Source organism: Microbacterium sp. ARD31, from assembly GCF_031844425.1.
The window spans coordinates 98,875-119,207 of record NZ_JAUZVE010000010.1 but is presented as its reverse complement, the minus strand read 5'-3'; the positions used below and the strand labels follow the sequence as shown (position 1 = coordinate 119,207).

At 71.2% G+C, this 20,333-nt stretch carries 17 protein-coding genes; 4 read left to right on the top strand and 13 right to left on the bottom strand.

What is annotated here, in order from left to right:
• Positions 1–44: 44 nt before the first annotated feature.
• The 3 genes from Q9S36_RS23065 to Q9S36_RS23055 all read left to right on the top strand — a co-directional run bounded on the left by Q9S36_RS23065 (position 45) and on the right by Q9S36_RS23055 (position 3,577).
• Positions 45–1,280 carry an acyl-CoA dehydrogenase family protein gene (locus Q9S36_RS23065; protein ID WP_311287188.1) on the top strand — a complete coding sequence of 412 codons (1,236 nt, stop codon included), beginning with the start codon at positions 45–47 and terminating at the stop codon, positions 1,278–1,280.
• Positions 1,281–1,379: 99 nt separating this feature from the next.
• Positions 1,380–2,528 carry an AI-2E family transporter gene (locus Q9S36_RS23060; protein ID WP_311287187.1) on the top strand — a complete coding sequence of 383 codons (1,149 nt, stop codon included), beginning with the start codon at positions 1,380–1,382 and terminating at the stop codon, positions 2,526–2,528.
• Between the two features lie 2 nt (positions 2,529–2,530).
• Positions 2,531–3,577, top strand: coding sequence for an ATP-dependent DNA ligase (locus Q9S36_RS23055; RefSeq protein ID WP_311287186.1), 1,047 nt, complete (start codon positions 2,531–2,533; stop codon positions 3,575–3,577).
• Positions 3,578–3,579: 2 nt separating this feature from the next.
• Here the strand turns inward: Q9S36_RS23055 and ligD are convergent, their stop codons facing one another.
• From ligD to Q9S36_RS23025, 6 genes are all read right to left on the bottom strand, one after another.
• Positions 3,580–4,602 carry a non-homologous end-joining DNA ligase gene (ligD, locus tag Q9S36_RS23050; protein ID WP_311287185.1) on the bottom strand — a complete coding sequence of 341 codons (1,023 nt, stop codon included), beginning with the start codon at positions 4,600–4,602 and terminating at the stop codon, positions 3,580–3,582.
• Positions 4,603–4,625: 23 nt separating this feature from the next.
• A complete protein-coding gene (locus Q9S36_RS23045) occupies positions 4,626–5,666 on the bottom strand; it encodes an SseB family protein (protein ID WP_311287184.1) in 1,041 nt (346 codons plus the stop codon).
• A 37-nt stretch (positions 5,667–5,703) separates the two neighbouring features.
• The gene (locus Q9S36_RS23040) at positions 5,704–7,770 is read right to left on the bottom strand and encodes a carboxypeptidase regulatory-like domain-containing protein (protein WP_311287183.1); all 2,067 of its coding nucleotides are present in this window, start codon (positions 7,768–7,770) and stop codon (positions 5,704–5,706) included.
• A 170-nt stretch (positions 7,771–7,940) separates the two neighbouring features.
• Complete coding sequence (locus Q9S36_RS23035) at positions 7,941–10,391, bottom strand: UvrD-helicase domain-containing protein (protein WP_311287182.1); 2,451 nt, start codon at positions 10,389–10,391, stop codon at positions 7,941–7,943.
• An 81-nt stretch (positions 10,392–10,472) separates the two neighbouring features.
• Positions 10,473–11,363, bottom strand: coding sequence for a CHAD domain-containing protein (locus Q9S36_RS23030; protein ID WP_311287181.1), 891 nt, complete (start codon positions 11,361–11,363; stop codon positions 10,473–10,475).
• Positions 11,350–12,228 carry a hypothetical protein gene (locus tag Q9S36_RS23025; RefSeq protein ID WP_311287180.1) on the bottom strand — a complete coding sequence of 293 codons (879 nt, stop codon included), beginning with the start codon at positions 12,226–12,228 and terminating at the stop codon, positions 11,350–11,352. Before Q9S36_RS23025 ends, Q9S36_RS23030 begins: the two co-directional genes overlap by 14 nt.
• A 118-nt stretch (positions 12,229–12,346) precedes the next feature.
• Between Q9S36_RS23025 and Q9S36_RS23020 the strand changes: the two genes are divergently transcribed.
• On the top strand, positions 12,347–13,273 hold the full coding sequence (locus Q9S36_RS23020; RefSeq protein WP_311287179.1) for a hypothetical protein: 927 nt from the start codon (positions 12,347–12,349) through the stop codon (positions 13,271–13,273).
• Here Q9S36_RS23020 and Q9S36_RS23015 read toward each other — a convergent pair.
• From Q9S36_RS23015 to Q9S36_RS22985, 7 genes are all read right to left on the bottom strand, one after another.
• On the bottom strand, positions 13,270–13,404 hold the full coding sequence (locus tag Q9S36_RS23015) for a hypothetical protein (RefSeq protein ID WP_311287178.1): 135 nt from the start codon (positions 13,402–13,404) through the stop codon (positions 13,270–13,272). The two genes, Q9S36_RS23020 and Q9S36_RS23015, sit on opposite strands and share 4 nt — an antisense overlap.
• 14 nt (positions 13,405–13,418) lie before the next feature.
• A complete protein-coding gene (locus Q9S36_RS23010; RefSeq protein ID WP_311287177.1) occupies positions 13,419–14,150 on the bottom strand; it encodes a glycosyltransferase in 732 nt (243 codons plus the stop codon).
• Complete coding sequence (locus Q9S36_RS23005; protein ID WP_311287176.1) at positions 14,147–15,553, bottom strand: bifunctional PIG-L family deacetylase/class I SAM-dependent methyltransferase; 1,407 nt, start codon at positions 15,551–15,553, stop codon at positions 14,147–14,149. The genes Q9S36_RS23010 and Q9S36_RS23005 overlap by 4 nt, the downstream gene beginning before the upstream one ends.
• Positions 15,553–16,692 (bottom strand): acyl-CoA dehydrogenase, encoded by a 1,140-nt coding sequence (locus Q9S36_RS23000; protein ID WP_311287175.1) that lies wholly within the window; start codon positions 16,690–16,692, stop codon positions 15,553–15,555. Before Q9S36_RS23000 ends, Q9S36_RS23005 begins: the two co-directional genes overlap by 1 nt.
• A gap of 375 nt (positions 16,693–17,067) precedes the next feature.
• Positions 17,068–18,165, bottom strand: coding sequence for an ABC transporter permease (locus Q9S36_RS22995; protein WP_311287174.1), 1,098 nt, complete (start codon positions 18,163–18,165; stop codon positions 17,068–17,070).
• On the bottom strand, positions 18,162–19,172 hold the full coding sequence (locus tag Q9S36_RS22990) for an ABC transporter ATP-binding protein (protein ID WP_311287173.1): 1,011 nt from the start codon (positions 19,170–19,172) through the stop codon (positions 18,162–18,164). Before Q9S36_RS22990 ends, Q9S36_RS22995 begins: the two co-directional genes overlap by 4 nt.
• A gap of 32 nt (positions 19,173–19,204) precedes the next feature.
• On the bottom strand, positions 19,205–20,221 hold the full coding sequence (locus Q9S36_RS22985; RefSeq protein ID WP_311287172.1) for a glycerophosphodiester phosphodiesterase family protein: 1,017 nt from the start codon (positions 20,219–20,221) through the stop codon (positions 19,205–19,207).
• Between the last annotated feature and the right edge of the window lie 112 nt (positions 20,222–20,333).

The window sequence follows — 20,333 nt, the reverse complement described above, 5'->3', positions numbered from 1 at the left end:
GCAGTTCCAGCCTCCCTGAGATCCCGTTCCGTTACACTCGCCACATGAGCGAGTTCCTGCCCGTGCCCGGCCAGCAGACGGAGTCCTACGACGTCTCGCGCGCCCTCGACACCGACTACTACGCCGTGTTCTCCGATCTGAGTCCCGCCGAGCGCGAGGCATGGCAGCGGGCACGGACGTTCGTGGACGAGATCCTTCCGGACATCGACGGGTATTGGGACCGCGGCGAGTACAACCTCGGCTTCGCGCGCCGCATGGGAGAGCTCGACCTCTTCACCGACGGCATCGACCACGCGGGCCTGACCCACCTGTCCCCCCTGGCGGCGGGCCTGATCAACATGGAGGTCTCGCGCGGCGACGGCTCGATGGGCACGATCCTCGCCGTGCAGGGCGGCCTCGCGCTGCGGACGCTGGCGCTGTTCGGCAGCGACGCGCAGAAGAGCGCCCACCTGCAGCCGCTGGCACGAGGCGAGGTGCTGGGCTCATTCGCCCTGACCGAGCCCGATCACGGCTCGGACTCGGTCTCGCTCGAGACGCGCGCGCGGCGCGAGCCCGACGGCTCGTACGTGATCGACGGGGCGAAGAAGTGGATCGGCAACGGCGCCTCCGGCGGCATCACGTTCGTCTGGGCGCGGGTCGCCGCACCCGGTGATGACGACGACGGCGCGGTGCGCTGCTTCCTCGTCCCCCAGGACGCCGCCGGCTACCGCGGCGAGCCGATCCTCGCCAAGGCCTCGCTGCGGGCGATCCACCAGGCCCACATCACCCTCTCCGGTGTGCGCGTGCCCGCCGACGCGCTCCTGCCCGGTGCCCGCTCGTTCAAGGACGCCTCCACCGTCCTGTACTCCACGCGGTCGGGCGTGGCCTGGTCGGCGCTCGGGCACGCCACCGCATGCTACGAGGCGGCACTCCAGTACGCCCAGCAGCGCGAGCAGTTCGGCAAGCCCCTGGCGAGGTTCCAGATGGTGCAGGAGCGCCTGGCCCAGATGCTCGAGGAGCTGACGGCGATGCAGCTGTACTGCCGTCATCTCGCCGATCTCGAGGCCTCGGGCGGTCTGCGCCCCACGCAAGCGTCGCTGGCGAAATACCACAACACCCGTGCGGCGCGTCGGATCGCGGCGACCGCACGCGACCTCCTCGGCGGCAACGGCATCCTGCTGCAGTATCGCGTGATTCAGCACATGGCCGACATCGAGGCCATCCACACGTACGAGGGCACCGAGAGCGTGCAGGCGCTGCTCATCGGCCGTGACATCACCGGGATGAGCGCGTTCGCCTGATCCCCCGACCCGCCGCCGCCGGCGGGCGACGGCGTAGTGGTTCCCTCGCGCACGCGCAAGGCTTCTGCGCCGGATCGCCGGACGGCTACTGTCGCTGTCATGGGATTGTTCCGACGCACCACCGACCGCGCTGGCGCGGGCGCTCCGATCGCCGCCGCGATTCCCCCGGTCAGACTGTGGAGCGACGGGTTCGGCAAGCTCGCCACCCGCGCCCTGCAGGTGCTCATCGTGGTCGCCCTCGCGACGCTGATGATCTTCGGCATCCGTCAGCTCACGCTCGTGACCATTCCGCTGGTCATCGCGCTCATCCTCGCGTGCGCCTTCCACCCCGTGATGGCGTTCATGCGCCGCAGGGGGGTGCCGTCCGCTCTGGCGACGGTGATCACGCTGCTGTCGATCGTGCTGCTGCTCACCGGCATCGGCTGGCTCATCGTGTGGGCGGTGCGCGACCAGTGGGACGAGCTGTACGCGCAGGCCGAGACGGGCCTGCAGTCGGTCGTCGAATGGGCGCAGGACCTCCCCTTCGCGCCGACCCAGCAGCAGCTCGACGAGTGGCTGCAGGCGGTGACCGACTTCCTCACCAGCGCGCAGTTCGGCTCGGGCGCCCTGGCCGGAGTGAACGCCGTGTTCAACTTCGTGACCGGGTTCATCCTGATGGTCACGATCCTGTTCTTCTTCCTGAAGGACGGCCCCCGCATGTGGGAGTTCCTGCTGCGACCGTTCCGCGGTGAAGACTACGACCGCGCCCACCGCATCGGCGACAAGACGGTCTCCGTGCTCGGGTCGTACGTGCGCGGGACGGCCACCGTGGCCGCGGTCGACGCGATCGGCATCCTGATCGGCCTGCTGATCCTGCAGGTGCCGCTGGCGATCCCCCTGGCGGTGCTGGTCTTCCTCCTGGCCTTCATCCCGATCGTCGGGGCGACGCTCGCCGGCATCCTGGCCGCGCTCGTGGCCCTCGTCGCCAACGGCTGGGTCAACGCGCTCATCGTCGTCGGCGTCGTCGTGCTGGTCAACCAGCTCGAGGGCAACTTCCTGCAGCCCGTGCTGATGGGCCGCTCGATGAAGCTCCACGCGTTCGTGATCCTCGTCGCCTTGACCGTCGGCGCCGTGCTCGGCGGCATCGTCGGGGCGGTCCTGGCCGTCCCGATCGCTGCGGCCGCCTGGGGCGTCGTGCAGGTGTGGGACGGGCCGAAGACTCCCGCGCGCTGGGCGCGACCGAAGCAGGCCGAGCTCGAGAAGGAGTAGCCGTGCCGTACGAGATCCCCGCGCCGATGCTGGCGAAGTCGGTTCCCGAGGTGCCCGAGCAGGATGCCGCGACCGGCGGCTTCAGCTACGAACCCAAATGGGACGGCTTCCGCGGACTGGTGTCGTGGGACGGAGAGACGGTCGAGATCGGCTCGCGAGGCGCCAAGCCCCTGACGCGGTACTTCCCCGAGTTGGTCGAGGCGTTCTCACGGCTCCTGCCCGAACCCTGCCTGCTGGACGGCGAGGTCGTCGTTCCCCGCGGCGAGCCGGGGTCGCAGCGGCTCGACTGGGACTCACTCACGCAGCGCATCCACCCGGCCGCCTCCCGCGTGGCGATGCTGTCCGAGACCACCCCGGCGATGTTCATCGCCTTCGACCTCCTCGCCCGCGGCGACCGCGATCTGCAGAGCGAGCCGTTCGAAGAGCGCCGGGCGCAGCTGGTCGACCTGGTCGCCGGGCTGCCGCATCCGATCCATGTCACCCGCACGACGAGGGATGCCGCGATCGCGCGCCGCTGGCTGAACGAGTTCGAGGGGGCCGGGCTCGACGGCGTCATCGCCAAGCCGCTCGCGCAGCCCTACGCCCCCAACAAGCGCACGATGTTCAAGATCAAGCACGCGCGCACCGCCGATGTCGTGGCGATCGGGTACCGCATCCACAAGTCCGGTCGCGGGGTCGGCTCGCTGCTGGTCGGCCTCTACGACGACGGCGGGACGCTGCGGAACGTGGGTGCGGTGTCGGCGTGGAGCGACAAGCGGCGTCTGGAACTCGTGGACGAGCTGGCTCCGCTCGTCGAGACCGACGAATCGGGGGCGGCACTGACGGGCGAGGGCGAGAAGTCGCGATTCTCTGCGGCCGACCGCGACTCGTCGTTCGTCAGGCTGCGACCCGAGCGGGTGCTCGAGGTGCGCTACGACCAGCTCGAGAAGAACCGGTTCCGCCACACGGTCCAGTTCGCCCGCTGGCGTCCCGACCGCGATCCCGCATCGTGCCGGTTCGATCAGCTCGAGGCGGTGTCGGCGTACGACGTCGGTGCGGTGCTCGAGTAGCGCTAGTCGGGCTTCTTCGCGCGGCTCGGCTGGACGCGCGGGGGCTCGCCGGGCATCTTGGGGAACTCCGGCGGGAACGCCAGCTCTCCCAGACCGGCGTCGAGGTCGCGCTGCCACCACTCCAGCAGCGTGTCGATTCGTCCCGGCTCGGCGAGCAGGTCTGCCCACGGGTCGCCGACGTCGGCGAGCCGCTGCGGGACGGTGCGGACGGTGAAGTCCGCCGGGTCGACGTGGGCGAGCTCGTCCCACGTGATCGGCGTCGACACCGTCGCCGCAGGAAGTGCCCGGGGCGAGTACGCGCCGGCCATCGTGCGGTCGCGGTTGGCCTGGTTGAAGTCGATGAAGACGCGTTCGCCACGCTCCTCCTTCCACCAGTTCATGGTGACCTTGTCGGGCAGGCGACGTTCCAGCTCGCGACCGGCGGCGATGACCGCGTGCCGCACGTCGAGGAACTCGTGGGTGGGCTCGATGGGGCAGAACACGTGGATGCCCCGGTTGCCGCTCGTCTTGAGGAAGGCGGTGAGTCCCGCTTCGGCCAGCACCTCTCGCAGTGCCGGGGCGACAGCGGCGGCATCCGAGAAACCCGTCCCCGGCTGCGGATCGAGGTCGATGCGCAGCTCCACCGGGTTGTCGGTGTTCGCCGTGAGCGAGGCCCATGGGTGGAAGACGACGGTGTTCATCTGCGCCGCCCACACCACCGTGGCAGGTTCGGTGAGCACGATCTGCGGGTGCCGCCGGCCGCTGTTGTAACGGACGGTGACCGTCTCGAGATAGGCAGGAGCCCCCTTGGGCGGATTCTTGGAGTAGAACCGCTCACCGTCCACGCCCTCGGGGAACCGCTCCAGCGAGACCGGCCGATCGCCGTTGGCCGCGAGGAACGGTCCGGAAACCGCGATCAGGTATTCGGCGAGCTCGCGCTTGGTGATGCCGAGTTCGGGCCACAGCACGCGGTTCGGACTCGACAGTCCGACCTCGCGGTCGCCGTCGGGTCCGGGGACGGTGAGGGTGATCCGCTCGGAGGCCATGATGCCAAGGTAGCGGTGCGACGTCAGTCGGCGAGGGCGAGAACGGGTGCGAGATCGTCCCGCGTCAGACGGAGGAACGGTCCGCGCGGATCGACGACGACACCCGTGAGGTTCGCGTCGCCGCGCAGTGAACGGGCGAGCTGGTCGCCCGTGATGGGCGCTGCCTGGTCGCCGCGACCCCCGGCGACGACCTCGAGCGGGTGCGAGTACACCTCCAGATAGCGGGAGCCGTCGCTGGAGCGGGACTCGGCGACGCCCACCGGGCCGTCCTCCTCGGCGCGGTTGACAGCGACCCAGAGCTTGGCGTGCGTGAGAGCCTGAGCCACGCGCGCCGCGGTGTCAGGGCCGCGTTCGCCGGCGAGGAGCGATTTGAGCGTGAGCTCCTCGTCGAAGTTCTCGACCATCTTCTCCAGCAGCGCCGTCGGCAGCACGGCGCGCGCCGGTGCGGAGGCGTGGTCGATGACGAGACCGTCGTAATCGCCGCTGAGCACGTGCCGGATCACCGCGATGACGGGCTGACCCATGGCCGAGGTGGCGGTGTCGCCGTCGGCGCGGACGCTCGCCTGCAGCGCGGCGCCGCTGCTGTAGGCGAGGGCGAACTTCTTCTCGCCGAGGGTGGCCATGGCCAGCGGCAGGTTCTTGCCTTCGGCGATGAGAGCGCGCGCGTCTCCCTTGACCCGGAGGAAGAGGTGCCCCTGCAGCAGCTGACGCGCGACATTCATCAGGTCGACGCCGTCGGGCTGTTCGGGCAGTGTCGCGAGAGTGGCCGCCACGAGCGTGTTGTCGCGCAGGCCCGGAAGCGTCTCGGTGGGCACCGGGGCGACCTCGGGGGCCTGCGACCGGGGCTTCGGAGGGCGCTTCGCCGCAGGAGCAGCCGCCGCGGGAGCGGGCTGCCCGAAGGTCGACAGCGAGATCCCGACGTGCGGCACCGGTTCGGCCGGGGTCTCCCCCGCCGCCGCACCTTCAGCCGCCCGCGTGTCGTCGCCCCGCTCCGTCGCGGGGACGTCGGGAGTCTGCTCGGCTGCTCGATCGTTCGAACGCTTGCCTCGTGAGAAGATCGCCATCGTTCGAGCCTAGCCCGCCGGTCTCACCGTGCGACGGTCACAGCTTCGACTTGCGGTAACCGGCCGACACCGCGGCGGTCTCGGTCCGGAAGCACTCCTCGGGCTGGGTCGCGCTGTAATATCGTCCGCCGAGCATGTGGTAGATCATCGAGTCGGCGTTGCCCTTGATGGGCGCCCACGACGGACAGTTCCACGTGCTGATCGGTGCCGTCCGACTCGGGTAGCCGACGGTCGCCGACGCGGCCGACGTCTTGGAGATGGTGGCGTAGCCGGACAGCCGCCCCGTCACCTTCACGGTGATCCGTTTGCCGACGTGCGAGGTCGTGAGCTTCAGGGTGGAGCCGGTGGCGCCGCTGATCGCCGAGCCGTTGACGTACCACTGGTACGAGAACGACGTCCCGGTCGTCCACGTGCCGCGAGAGGCGGTCACGGTCTTGGTGACCTGGGTCGTGCCGCCGATCGTGGGCGTGCCGGCCCGCAGGATCTGCGATGTCGCCGACGAGGTCAGCGACACCGTCGCGTACCCGGACGCCCGACCTGTCACCTTGACCGTGATCCGCTTGCCCTCGGTGCCCGACGACAGCCGGTAGGTGGATCCGGTCGCGCCCGAGATGGCGTTGCCGTTCGCGTACCACTGGTAGCTGTAGGTGGTGCCCGAGGTCCAGGTGCCCCGCTTGGCCGTCAGTGTCGCCCCGACCGCACGGGTGCCCGAGATGGAAGGGGTGATCGCGGTGCCGACCTTGCCCGAGACGGCCGACGTCCTCGACACGGTCGTGTGACCGGACTTCTTGCCGGTGACCTTCACCGAGATCCGTTTGCCCTTGAGCGTGCTCGGAATCTTGTACGACGAGGACGTCGCGCCCGAGATCGCCCGGCCGTCGGCGTACCACTGATACGTAAACGCGGCCCCGGACGTCCACGTGCCCCGGTCCACGCGAACCGTGTGACCCGCCGCGATCGGGCCCGCGATCTTGGGCGTCGCGAATCTCATGACCGCCGCTGTCTGACCCGACGTCTTCGTCACCGTCGTGTACCCGAGCTTGGTCCCGGTGACGGCGACGGAGATCCTCTTCCCGTCCTGCGCCGTCGCCACTGTGAACGACGAGCTCGTCGCCCCCGCGATGGCGATCCCATCAGCCAGCCACTGGTAGGTGAGCGTCGCTCCCGTGGTCCACGAGTTCGGCTTCGCCGTCATCAGCGCGCCGACGGCGGCGGTGCCCGAGATGCTCGGCGTCGCGGCCGCGAGGTGGACGAGCAGGTCTGCGCTGACCTCGCGCTCCTCCCCGGGTGCGAGGGTGAGCATGGTCGAGTCGTCGAAAGTCGTCGTGTCGTCCCACCACTCGCCGCGGAAGCTGACCGACGGCGGCGCGTACTCGACCAGATAGTCGCCGGCAGGCAGCTGCACGAAGACGAAGCCGTACTCGTTCGTGGTCGCCTGCAGGATCGGCTGGAAGAAGGCGCTCCCGGTCTCGTCCGCACCGTCGGTCGCCCACAGCGTGACGGTGACGCCGGGCAGGGGGTTACCCGTGCGGGCGTTGGTGACCACGCCGTAGGCGGCCCCCGCCTCGTACATCCTGCGCGGCTCGAGGTGGACGGAGCCGCCCTCGGTCACGGTGGCGGGGATCGCATACGAGGGCACGGCGAAGCCTGCGTACCAGCCCCAGGCCAGGTCGGTGCGCTCGGCGGGATCGAAGAAGAAGTCGTACTCGCCGGCCGGCAGCGCGGCGAAGGCGTACGCGCCGGCATCGTCGGTGGCCACCGTCTGGACGAACTCGTACTCCTCGCCGATCAGACGGAATGCGCTCACCTGAACGCCGGCGATGCCGGCGATGCCGTCCCCGTCCGTGACGGTGCCCGACACACTCGGCGCGACGACCTCCTCCGCCGACGTCTCGGCGGGCGCCGGCGGCGCACCCTCGGCGATCTGCAGCGCCTCGACCGTCGGACTCTCGGTCTCATCGAGTTCGATCGATTCCTCCGCGGCGGGCACCGACCCCGCGAGCGCATGCGCCGGCTCGACACTGATGAGCAGCGCGCCCGCGAGGACGGAGCAGAGGAGGATCGCGAGCAGTATGCGCGCGCGCGAGAAGAGAGCGTCGATCACAGCGGTGGCCTTCACATCACGCCGGGGCGCCGGCGGCGGCTCGCAGCACTGCGCTCGAACGATCCGACTCTAGGGGTGCGGTATGTTCCGACGCGAGCATGTTCCGCTCGAGGATCATAACGAACGGATAACGCTCTCCCGTCGGCGGCCCCGGCGATGCCGAAAGGCCGCTAGAGCTTCTGGATCGGCGCGATCTTGATCAGAAGCTTCTTGGCACCCGCACCGTCGAAACGCACGTGCGCCACCCGCTTCGCGCCCTCGCCCGTCACGGCGTCGACGCGTCCTTCGCCGAAGTCCTCATGACGGATGCGGTCTCCGGCGGCCAGCTCCATGTCGCCGTTGTCGCGTACCTTCGCGGGAATGCGGTTGGCGAACTTCTCGATGTCGGCGCGCGGCTCGCGGCGCGCGAGCGGCACGAGGTCGTCGCCGTACCGCTTCGCTCCGCCGCCGGATCCCCCGCCCGGCCCGCGCCGCGCGTTCAACGCGCGGGACTGCGTGCCGCCCCGCGAATTCACGTCGCCGGGCGATTGGCGCCAGTGGAGCAGCTCGGCCGGGATCTCCTGCAGGAAGCGACTCGGCATGGCCACGGTGACCTCGCCGAACTGCGCGCGGGTCATCGCGAGCGACAGGTAGAGACGCTTCCGCGCCCGCGTGATGCCGACGTAGAAGAGGCGACGCTCCTCCTGCGGCCCGCCCGGCTCGCCCGCCGAGATCCGGTGCGGGATGAGGTCCTCTTCGACGCCGGTGAGGAAGACCGCGTCGTACTCCAGTCCCTTGGCGGTATGCAGTGTCATGAGCGAGACCGAACCGGTCGCGTCGTCGAGATCATCGGCATCCGAGACCAGCGCGACCTCGCCGAGGAAGTCGATGACGGTGCCCTCGGGATTGTTGCGTGCGAACTCGCGGGCGACGGCCACGAGCTCGTCGAGGTTCTCGAGACGCGCTTCGTCCTGCGGGTCCTTGCTGGCGCGCAGCGCGTCGCTGTAGCCGCTCTTGTTCAGCAGCAGCTGCAGTCCTTCGGCCACGGCCGTCGGCGGGGCGAGTTCACCCGAAGCCGGCAGCATCACCGCGGTGGCCTCGGCGAGCACGGCGTCGAGGTGGGCGATCGCCGCCTGGATCTTCGGTCCGACCGCGAGCGCCGAGGAGTTGGCGAGCGCGTCGCGGAACGTGATCTGCTCGTCCTGCGCGTATCGCGAGATGGCCTCGATCGTGACGTCTCCGATGCCGCGGCGCGGCCGGTTGATGATGCGGCGCATGGCCATCTCGTCGGCGGGGTTGGACACGGCGACGAGGTATGCCAGGGCGTCCTTGATCTCGGCACGCTCGTAGAACTTGGTGCCGCCCATGATCTTGTACGGGACGGCCGAGCGGATGAAGATCTCCTCGAGCGCGCGCGACTGCGAGTTCGTGCGATAGAACACCGCCATCTGCGCGTAGTCGACCCCCGCACGTCGCAGCTGCTCGATCTCGTCGGCGACGAACTGCGCCTCGTCGTGCTGCGAATAGCCGGTGAACCCGACGATCTGCTCCCCCGCGCCCACGTCGGTCCACAGCTTCTTGTCTTTGCGGTCGAAGTTGTGGCCGATCACCGCGTTGGCCGCCGACAGGATGTTCTGCGTCGATCGGTAGTTCTGCTCGAGCAGCACGACCTTCGCACCGGGATAATCGCGTTCGAACTCGGTGATGTTGCGGATGTCCGCACCGCGGAAGGCGTAGATCGACTGATCCGAGTCACCGACCACGGTCAGGGATGCGGCGTCGTCGGCGTCGGGCTCCGCCTCGAAGATCATCATTCCGCCGCCCGCGGCGAGGGGCGCGGCATCCGACCCGATCGGCTTGGTCAGCTCGTTGATGAGCGCGTACTGGGCGTGATTGGTGTCTTGATACTCGTCGACGAGGATGTGTCGGAAGCGGCGGCGATAAACGTCGGCGACTTTCGGGAAGGCGCGGAAGAGGTACACCGTCTGCGCGATGAGATCGTCGAAGTCGAACGCGTTCGCCCGCTGCAGGGCGCGCTGGTAGTCGGCGAACACATCGACGAAGACGCGCTCGGCGGGGTCGTTCATGTTGGCCTGGCGGGCGTAGGACTCCGCGTCGGCGAGCTCGTTCTTGAGTTTCGAGATGCGCCCCTGCGTCGCGGCGGGGGTGAGGCCGTACGCGTCGGCCTCGTGCTCTTTCACGAGACGTTTGATGAGCGCTCGCGAATCGCCGGAGTCGTAGATGGTGAACGCCTTCGTGAACCCGAACTGATCGGCCTCACGGCGCAGGATCCGGACGCACGCCGAGTGGAACGTCGAGATCCACATCCCCTGGGCATGGTCGCCGATGAGCTGCCGAACCCGCTCGCGCATCTCGCCGGCGGCCTTGTTGGTGAAGGTGATCGCGAGGATCTGGCTCGGCCACGCGTCCTTCGTGCGCAGCAGCGAGGCGACCCTGCGGGTGAGCACGCTCGTCTTGCCCGATCCCGCGCCCGCGACGATGAGCAGCGCGGGGCCGCGGTAGAGCACGGCTTCGCGCTGCTGGGGGTTGAGTCCGGCGAGAAGGTCTTCGTCAGGGCGCACGGCACCGGGGCGAGGCCCGCGGTCACCGCCGACGATGAGGGGGATGGAGGCGTCGGTCATGGCCCGACAAGTCTAGGTCGAGGTGCCGACAGCCGCGCCGTGCGCGACGTGCACCACCGTCCTCACGCCGATCCGACGAGCTCAGGACGGCAGCCGCCCGGCGGCGGCGCGCGCCCGGGCGACCGCGTCGTCGACCTCGTGGAGCGCGCGCTCGCCCCCGGCCGCGACATGGGAGATGAGCACGTCGTAGCCGGCGACCGGCTCACCGGCGCGCCCGGCGCGCGCCCGGGTCAGCTCGAGCGAGCGCCCGAGCACCAGGGCGTCGCGGTGGTCTCCCAGCGCGTCGTGCAGCGCATCGCCCGCTTCCGCCAGCTCCGACACCTCGTCACCGAACAGATCGGGCGCGGCGGCGAGCACGGCCTCCGCGTTGTACCTCAGCCGACGACCCGCCTTGCGCAGATCGTGCAGGGTCTCGATCGTCCCGTCCGCGCTCTTGGCCGCACGGCGCACGCGCCGAGCCTCGCGTCGCAGAGCGCGCGCCAGTGCCGATCGAGCGGATGCCGCGGGCTCCACGATCGGCGGATCGTCGGCGAACGCGGCGAGCAGACGCTCCCGCTCGTGTGCTCTCGGATGGTCCGCGAGCACGAGCAGTCGCGCGTGTGCGCGGTGGTACTCCGCACGCACGTCGGTCACGAGCCGCCGGGACATGTGCGCATCGTCGATGCCGCAGTCCTCGAGCGCCGACCGGGCGAGCTCGGCGAGGACCTCGAGGTCGCGCACCGTTCCGAGTTCGGCGCCCCATTCGTCGAAGCGCACGCGCAGCCGCCGGGCGGCGGCGGGATCGAGCACGTCGCGCAGCCCGGCGAGGATGCTGCGAAGCCGTCGCACGCGCACCCGGTGCTGGTGGACGCCGTCGGGCTCGTCCGCCTTCGCGGCACCCCACGTCTCGCGGACCTCGTCCGCCGCTGCGCGCACGATCCTCGCGGCGACATCGCCCAGGGCGCCGTCCGGGTCGTCGTCAGACCCGGTCACGGACCGCTCGCTCGCCCGCGACCAGGGCGGTCACCGCACCTGCGACGGCCACCAGCGCGGCCACGACCGCAACCATCCACGGCGAAGGCAGCGCCGTCGGCCCCGCGGGATCCTCGAGGACGGCGAGGAGGGTGGCGGTCACCGCGACGCCGGCACCGACTCCCGCGAGCATCGTGCCCGCCGCACGGCGAGCCCCGAACGTTCCGGCGAGCGCCCAGCCGCCCGCCACGAACGTCCACGCCATGGCGGCGAACGCGAGGGCCGCGCTGATGGTGAGCAGAATGCGCGACGACGCGAGGGCACCCCACCACTGGTCGGGTCCGCCGATCGAGGTGACGGCCAGGGCCAGGATGCTGTGAATCACGACGCCGCCGCCGACCGCCGCGATGACCGGCCACGGCGAGCGCCGGCCGACCAGGAGCCTCACGACGCCGGCGAAAACGGCCCACCCCGCCAGGACGGCGATCAGGTGGCTCCAGGCGGTGAGCTCGGACTGCAGGACCCGTGTTCCGACCAGGAGCGCCGCCGGCACGCCGAGCATGAGCCACCGGTCGAGCGGGAGCAGCCCGAGCGAGGACTCGCGCGCGCGCCACGGCCGCGTCGACGAGATCCACGTCGCCCGGGCCGCAGCCGCACCGGGACGCCGGACGAGACGGGTGCGGGCGGCCAGCATCCCGATCACGAGCCACGCGAGCGCGAGGAAGAGGAGCCCCCGCGCAGCCCAGGTGAGGGCTGGTGCGTCGCCGGCCGCCCCGGGGCGCACGAGGAAGAGCGCGGCGGTGAGCGGAACGGCGATCCCGCCCAGCACCGCCAGCCCGGTGGCGAGGGCCACCGCGAGTGTGCCCTTGCGCGCCGCCGTCGCCATCGTTCCACCCTAGACCGCCCCGGGCGTGTCGCGAGACGTCGGGGCGAGGTCACGTCGCGTCGCGCGGGCGGGTCGAAGGTCCCTCCGGGACGCGCGCGGCCGGCCCTACACTGTGGCCATGACGGCGCCCTCGCCCACCTCGCCCGCTGTCCCCGCATCCTCCGGCGCGCCTCCGGCGCGCCCGACACTGCGCGCGGAATCCGAAGCCGTCTACGCCGCACTCGGCACCGGTGTCGTCGGTGCACTGTGGGGCTTGATCGTCGCGCTGATCTGGCCCGCCCTGCCCCTCTCCGGTGAGGACTGGTCGTTCGGCACGGCTGCCGCGATCGGGGCCGCGATCGTCGCCGGAGCGGCATCCGGCACGGGCTACTGGCGCTCCCGGGGCCTGACCGGCCAGGAGTGGCGCCTGCGCCTGTCGTCATGGAAGTTCACGGTGAACACCACGTCGGTGGTCGTGGTCCACGTCGTCCTCGCGGCTCTGGCGACCCTGGTGGTCTACCTCGTGCTCAGCCGCGGCTTCATCGGGTTGGTCGTCAGCAGGTTCTGGTCGATCACCCTCATGGCGATCACCCTCGGGCTGACGGCCTACCTGGTCTACCTCTCGGTGTCGCGCATCGACACCCAGCGCATGTCGTCGCTGCTCATGGCGTTCATCGTCATCGGCACCCTGACCGCCATGATCACCACGCCCGATCCGCAGTGGTGGATGATCCATTTCAGCCACCTCGGCAGCTTCTGGGCGCTGTCGAGCCTGGTGTTCAACGGCACCCTCATCGCGGGCGGACTGCTCGTGACGACGTTCGCCGTCTACATCGCCGCCGACATGGAGTCGCTGGTCGCCGAGGGCAAGCTCGCACGCACGGGCTCGCCGCGGTTCGTGTCGGTGCTGTTCGTGGTGATGGGCATCATGCTGGCGTGCGTGGGGATCTTCCCCGTTAACGTCAACCTCCTGCTGCACAACCTCTCGGCCATGGGGATGGCGGTGATGTTCCTCATACTGCTCGCCAGCGGGCCGCGCATGCTGCGAGGGATGCCGCGCACCTAGTTCCTGTCGTCGTGGGCGTTCCTGGCTGCGCTGGTCGTCTCGCTCGTTCTGTTCGTCGTGCAGTACTTCTCCCTGACGGCCTTCGAGATCATCGTGTTCGCCCTCATCTTCGGGTGGATCGCGGTGTTCATCCGCTTCCTCGGAGTCACCGGACAGCCGGACTCAGCACCGACGCGCCGCTCATCAGCACGGCCGCCTGCCGCCTGACGAACTCGGCATACCCGCCCGGCGTGCGGCCGACGAACCGGCCCGAGGTCAGCACCTCGGCGACATCGCTCGCGACGACCCGTGCGCCGGCGGCACGCGCCCGGGTGACGAGGTCGACGTCCTCGTGCTCCCTCAGCCCGCCGAAGCCGCCGACCGCGTCGTACACCTCGGCCCGGATGCCGAGGCTCGCGCCGTGGACGTGCCCCGCCGGCCGGCCACGCACATGCGTCGCCCTCCAATGACGCTCGTACACCGCCGGCAGTTCGGCGAAGTCGGGCCGCACCGTGCCGAGGTAGACGTCGGCGCCGGCCGCAGCGGCGTCGAGCTGCGCGGTGATCCAGTTCTCGGGAACCGCGGAATCCGCGTCGGTGTTCGCGATCCACACGCCCCGCGCATCCTCGACGGCCTCGAGGGCGTCGGCGATGCCGGCCGCCCGGGCATACCCGACCGCAGCGTGCGCGACACTCACCACCGGCGCCCTGTGGCGCGCGGCGACGAGCGCCGATCCGTCCGAGCAGTCATCCAGCACCACCCTCACGACGCAGCGCACTCCCCGCGCATCGGCGCGCACCACCGCGCGGTCCAGAGCGGTGAGGCACCGCCCGAGCAGCAGCTCTTCGTCGTGCGCGGGCACGACGACGATGACGGTGCGCACCGGCATCCGGGTCATGCGAGCCCCTCCCGCTCGGCCACCGACGACACCGGCGACCTCTCGAAGACCTCGAGCACGAAGTCGCGCTCGAGATGCGACACGGACACCCCCCAGCCGGGGTGCGCGCGCAGGGCGCGGTGGACGCTGTCGCCGCTGCGCGGATAGTCGGCCACGGGATGCCGCCAATGGCACGCCACGACCACGCCGTCCGCGGCGAGCGCACCGTCCATGCGGGCGATGGCCGCGGCGAGGTCGTCGTCCGAGAGGTAGTACCCCACCTCCGACAGCACGATGGTGTCGAAGGTGCCGGACGGCCACTGCCCGGGCACGTCCAGCCGGGTCACCGTGACCCGCTCGCCGTGCGGCTCGCCGGCCAGACGCGCGCGCGCCCGATCGACCGCGGCCTGAGCGACGTCCACGGCGAGCACGCTGTCGGCGCGCGAGGCGAGCTCGGCGGTCAGCGCACCGGTGGCGCAGCCGATCTCGAGCACCCTGCCGAGCCCGCGGGTGGGCAGCGCTGCCAGCAGCACGCTGCGCTTTCGCTGTTCGTACCACCGGGAGTCGAAGCCCCACGGGTCGTCGTGCCGCCCGAAGAACTGCTCGAAGTACTCCCCCGTCAGCGTCGCATCGCCGGGGCTGTTGCGCCCGGCTCCGTGCGCATACTCGCCCTCCACGACGAAGACCTCGACATCACGATCGAAGTGCTCGAGAGCGCGGTCGTGCAGGATCGGCTCGTCGCCCGGCGCGTCCGACAGCGGCTCCGTCTGCGAGACGTGCAACGCGAGCGCCGCGGCCTTCGCACCCCGCGCGTCCGCGTCCAGGCGCACGCCGCGGGCCGACTCCCACGGCAGGTCATCGGGTGCACCCCAGTGCCACAGCCAGATGGGATACCCCAGGTGCAGCGCCGCCCGGCCCGCGCAGACGTCGGAGACCACCTCGGCCACGATGCGGTGGTCACGGTGCCCGTCACCGGACCACGGAGCGGCGACGACCGCCCGATCGCCGCCGTGGTCGCCCCGCACCTCGAGCTCCGCCGCGACGCGTGCGGCGAGGTCATCGCGGCGATCCTCCAGGCCACCGTCGGGGAGCCCCGCGAAGACGAGGGTCGCACCCGGGGCGAGATGCTGCACCGCGGCGGTCACCTCGGCCCGGCGGAGGGCCGCGAGCCGTGCCGGCGTGTGCGTGGGCGAGTCGGGGTGCGAGCGGTCGCCGTCGGTCGCGACGACAACCGTGACGCGTCCTCCGGCCCGGTGCACGGTGCGCATGAGCCCGCCCGCGCCGAGGGTCTCGTCATCGGGATGCGCGGCCACTACGACGAGATGGTCCACCGGCTCCGCCCACGACGGCAGTCGCGGCATCCGCTCATCGTCCTGCCAGACGCGCTCGGACGTCCCGGCGTCGAGGTGGGAGAAGGCCGGCATCACGCATTCCTCAGCAGATCGCGGCCGATGCGGGCGACGTCTCTGGCCGCGTGGTCCTGCCGCAGATACAGGTGCAGGTCGGCGACGCGGGCGGCGTGGTGCTCGTCCGCCACGAGCGGGCCGGGTCCGAGCGCGGCGTCGGCCTCGGCGAGCACGCGGGCGGCCGCCTGGGCGACGACGGTGCGGACGCGCTGGGCGAGCAGTCCGTGATCGACCGCGGTGGGGGCGTCGGGCTGCGCGCCGGCGTCCGTGGGGTCGCTGTCGCGGGTCGGGGCGTCGGCGTCGGCGTCGGCGTCGGCGTCGGCGTCGATGAGGGTCGCCGCCTCGGCGAGGACCGCGCGCGCCGACCACAGGGCCGCGTCCGCGGTGCCGAGGTGCACGAGTGACAGCTGATCGGCTCGTTCGGACGACGCCGCCCGCTCGAGCGGCGACCGCAGGCCTTCCGCCGCTCCCCACCACACGGCGGCGACCGACATGCCGCCCCACGCGAAGCCAGGGCGCCGCAGGTACCACCCCGGTCCTCCGACCGGCACCGCCGGTGCGTCGGCGAAGTCGACGGGGGCGCTCACCACCTGCCGGAGTCCGCGCGCGTGCCACGGGCCGGCGTGGGGTGCGACTCCGGCGTCGCGCAGGTCGACGGCGAAGAGCGCGCGCTCGGTGTCGTCGACGAACGCGGTGACGAGCGCGTGACTCAGGTGCTGAGCGAGCGAGCACCACGGCTTGGTGCCCGTGAGCGTCCAGCCGTCCTCCGTCTCGGTCGCGCGCACCCGACCGTGCGGCCCCTCGGCGGCGAACACTCCCCACGTCGCGTCGGAGTCCGCGGCGATGCCCTCGAGATCGACGGCGCCGGCCTGCGCGAGGATCGTCAGCGCATCCAGGTGCGGCTCGAGCATGCGACCGGCCGCGACGCTCAGCCGAGCGGTGCCCGCCAGCAGCTCCCACAGCTCGCGCGTGCGCCCTTCGCCCGCGCGCGGCGCCCACCGGCCGACCTCCCGGCACCAGTCCAGCGTCGCGCCGAGGTCCGTGCCGAAATCCTCGATCGCCGCGGCGGTCTGAAGCGCGGTGGCGACGGTCTCGGGAGCGGGCTGCCCGGGCACGAGGCTGAGCGAGTGCGGGGCGGCGTGGCTGTCGTGCGGCAAGGGGGCACCTCCTGTCGCGAAGCTACCCGACCCCCCGGTTCCGCACGGCAGGGTTGACAGGGCGCCACGAGCCGCACCGCAAACCACACCACCGCGCCACACCGCAAACCACACCACCGCGCCACCTCACGGCATCCGCGCCACCGCGCCGCACCGCAAACCACACCACCGCGCCACCTCACGGCATCCGCGCCACCGCGCCGCACCGCAAACCACACCACCGCGCCACCTCACGGCATCCGCGCCACCACGCCGCACCGCAAACCACACCACCGCGCCACCTCGCGGCGTCCGCGCCACCGATCGACACAGCGGATGCCGCAACCTGGCGCGCCGGCGTGAAACCGAACCCCGAGCGCGGCCGACTCCGGCAGGTCAGGCGATGCGCGTCCCGGGCGGCAGCCGGCGCGCGGGGGTGCGCGTGCGCGCCCACGCCCACCACAGCAGCCCGGCGGCGAGGACCACCTGCAGCGCGAGGCCGACGAACCAGCTCGGCGTCGACCCGTCGACCATCTCCTCGGGCGTGGGGTAGTCCTCCATCACCAGGGGGGCGCAGTCGTCCCAGCGCGTCTCGAGGTCCGGCGGCTGCTGAGCCTGCCTGACCCCGGTCTTGATCTGGCCGAACAGATCGACCGGGTACCCGGAGTCGTCGAACCGCGAAGGAGTCGCGTCGGCCAGGATCACGAACGGGTTGGGGGCGAGCATCCACCACACGCGGTCGAACCGCGGCACCTCATACGTGTCGGTCTGCCAGTCTCCGCACTCGATCTCGAGCTCCGGATCGCACGGGTAGTCCGCCGAGGGCTCCTCGCCCGGAAAGCACGGGAACGACCCGGCTGCGCCGGTGCCCACGTCGTAGGACCGATAGGAGTTCGTCGCCTCGGAACGCACGGTGTAGCCGCTCAGGGCGAACGCGATGAGCGTCCCGATCACGAGTGCGGCGACGACGAGGTAGGTGCTGGCCACCGAGAACAGCGGACGAGCGAGGATGCCGCTCAACGCAACTCCGACGGCCGAGATCACCCCGATCTCGATCACGAGGATCACCAGCGACACCAGCACCGTCAGCGGGTCCGCTCCCCCGCCGATCGTGGCGATGAGCAGGAACGGCACCGACACGGCGACGAAGGCCAGACCGGTGATCCATGCCGCCAGGAACTTGCCGGCGATGATCTCCCCCGTCGTGGCGAGGGTGACCTGCACCGGAGCGAGCGTCGCGGCATCCCGATCGCCGTTGACGGCATTGCCGCTCAGGGTCGGCGAGACGAGCACGACCAGCAGCAGCGTGATGTAGACGATGGTCGAGAAGATCGCCGACCCGGGCTCCTCGGCGAAGCCCCACGCGGCGAACGAGAGCACGGTCACGATGATGAGCAGCACCGCGAACACGCCCAGCAGCACGAACCATGCCAGGCTCCGGGTGCGCTGGGTGAGCTCCAGGCGCACGATGGTGCCGATGCGCGAGGCGCTCATGCTCGTCCCTCCGGTGCGTCCGACGAGGCCGGGTCCGCGGATGCCGGTGGCGCACCTGCTTCCAGGTCGAGGAAGGTGCGTTCCAGACTCCCCTGGGCCGCGGCGAATTCCACCACCGGCATACCCGCGGCGATCAGCTCCCGCAGGGCGGCCGCGGCGTCGTCGTCCGAGGCGAACGACACGAGAAGGTCGCGACGATCCGTTCCGACGTGTGCGGCGTCGAGCCGGAGCGCGGCGGACACGGGCGCGACCGCGTCGAGAGGCGCCAGGCCGGCGAGGCGCACGCGCCACGGCTGCGCGCGCCGGGATGCCGCTTCGACGCGCGCGGGATCGACGGTGCGGCCCTCGAGCAGGAACACCGCGTCGTCGACGACCTCTTCGAGCTCGGACAGCACATGGCTCGAGATGAGGATCGTCCGGCCCTCGGCGGCGAGCCGGCGAAGCAGCAGCCGCAGGTCGATGCGCGCCTGCGGGTCCAGACCCGAGGCGGGTTCGTCCAGCAGCAGCACGCGCGGGTCGTGGACGAGAGCGCGCGCCAGTCCCAGGCGCTGCTTCTGACCGCGGGACAGCACGCGCGCGGGCGCATCGGCGAGGTCGGTCAGTCCGACGTCCGCCAGCAGGGCATCGGCGCGCTGGGAGGCCTCGGCCGCCGGCAGGTCGTAGAGCCGCCCGGTCACCCGCAGCGTCTCGCGCGAGGTCAGCGAGCCCCACGCGCCGAGGGCGTCGGGCATCCAGCCGAGCAGCGCCCGCGCCTTCTGCGGCTCGGCGACCGGGTCGATGCCCGCGATCCGGATCTCGCCCGCGTCGGGGGCCAGCAGCGACGACAGCATCAGCAGCAGCGTCGTCTTGCCCGAGCCGTTCGGGCCGACCAGACCCGTCACCCGTCCGGCGGGCACGTCGAGCGACACGTCGCGCACGGCGTGGACGGAACCGAAGGACCGCCGCACCCCTCTCGCGTGAATACCCGTCGCGGGGATACCCGTCGAATCACTGCCGGCGGTCGTCATGGCGTCAGCCTAGGGGGACGTCGTGACGGGACTCAGACCGACGAGCCGAAGAAGTCCACACCCAGATCGGGGTGGTCGACGAAGACGCCGTCGATCCCGGCATCCCGGATCACCGCCCACTCCGACTCGTAGTCCCCATAGCCGCCGGGGCCCCCGCCGCGGCGCAGGCTGCGCACCAGGAAGCGGTTCTCGGGCCGGCACGTCCACGTGAACACGCGCAGCCCGCGGGCGTGGGCATCGGCGATCACGGGCGATGGTCCGGTGATCCGCCCGAGCTTGTCGGGGGCGAGGATCATGCGCTTGTCGACGCTGATGCCGTCGACAAGTCCCGCGAGGGCGTCCAGTCCCGCGGGCGCGGCCGTGGCCCGATAGGTGGGTGCCGCCGCGCCCCGGGCCGCGACGAGGTCGAACGGGCTCCCCGACGCCTCGAGCAGATAGATGTACGAGCCCCGGATGCCGCGCTGCTTCACGTCCTGCAGCAGCGTCGACTCGAACGACTCCACGATCAGCGGCAGCTCGCCGTCCGCCCAGCCCGCCGCGCGCAGCTCGTCCTCGATGAGGGCGGCGACATCCCAGCCCACCGAGGCGAAATACGTCGGATGCTTCACCTCGAGCACCACGCCGATCTCACGTCCCTGCGCGAGTCCCCCGGCACGGACGAGATCGAGCACGTCCCGGAGCCTCAGCACCGGCTGGCGATCGTCGAACGTGGCGCTGTGGGGGCGGACGTCCGGCAGCCGCTCGCGGCAGCGGAGGGTCGAGAGCTCCTCCCACGTGAAGTCCTCTGTGAACCAGCCCGTGAGCTCGATGCCGTCGACGCGCTTGCGCGTGCGGCGATCGGCGAACTCCGGCCGGTCGGCGACATCGGTCGTCCCCGAGATCTCGTTCTCGTGCCGGACCACCAGCACCCCGTCGCGCGAGACGACGATGTCGGGCTCGACGGCGTCGACCCCCATCTGGAGGGCGAGGTCGTACGACGACCGCGAGTGCTCCGGGCGGTAGCCGGGAGCTCCGCGGTGGCCGATGACGAGCGGTCTGCGGCGCGGCACCGTCTCAGGCTACCCTCGCGCGGCTCCGAGTCCTCTCTCAGCGGACAACGGCGGAAAACCGCGGTTCTCGGCTATCGTGGATCCACAGCACGGTGCTGTATACCCCGACTTT

Coding starts and splice junctions, on each gene's coding strand:
- Q9S36_RS23010 (WP_311287177.1), bottom strand. CDS start 14,150: ATGACCCGGATGCCGGTGCGCACCGTCATCGTCGTCGTGCCCGCGCAC.
- ligD (WP_311287185.1), bottom strand. CDS start 4,602: ATGGCCTCCGAGCGGATCACCCTCACCGTCCCCGGACCCGACGGCGAC.
- Q9S36_RS23045 (WP_311287184.1), bottom strand. CDS start 5,666: ATGGCGATCTTCTCACGAGGCAAGCGTTCGAACGATCGAGCAGCCGAG.
- Q9S36_RS23015 (WP_311287178.1), bottom strand. CDS start 13,404: ATGAACACCGCGATCCACCCGAAGATGAGGGCGAACACGATGATCTCG.
- Q9S36_RS23005 (WP_311287176.1), bottom strand. CDS start 15,553: ATGCCGGCCTTCTCCCACCTCGACGCCGGGACGTCCGAGCGCGTCTGG.
- Q9S36_RS23020 (WP_311287179.1), top strand. CDS start 12,347: ATGACGGCGCCCTCGCCCACCTCGCCCGCTGTCCCCGCATCCTCCGGC.
- Q9S36_RS22990 (WP_311287173.1), bottom strand. CDS start 19,172: ATGACGACCGCCGGCAGTGATTCGACGGGTATCCCCGCGACGGGTATT.
- Q9S36_RS23035 (WP_311287182.1), bottom strand. CDS start 10,391: ATGACCGACGCCTCCATCCCCCTCATCGTCGGCGGTGACCGCGGGCCT.
- Q9S36_RS22995 (WP_311287174.1), bottom strand. CDS start 18,165: ATGAGCGCCTCGCGCATCGGCACCATCGTGCGCCTGGAGCTCACCCAG.
- Q9S36_RS23025 (WP_311287180.1), bottom strand. CDS start 12,228: ATGGCGACGGCGGCGCGCAAGGGCACACTCGCGGTGGCCCTCGCCACC.
- Q9S36_RS23065 (WP_311287188.1), top strand. CDS start 45: ATGAGCGAGTTCCTGCCCGTGCCCGGCCAGCAGACGGAGTCCTACGAC.
- Q9S36_RS23060 (WP_311287187.1), top strand. CDS start 1,380: ATGGGATTGTTCCGACGCACCACCGACCGCGCTGGCGCGGGCGCTCCG.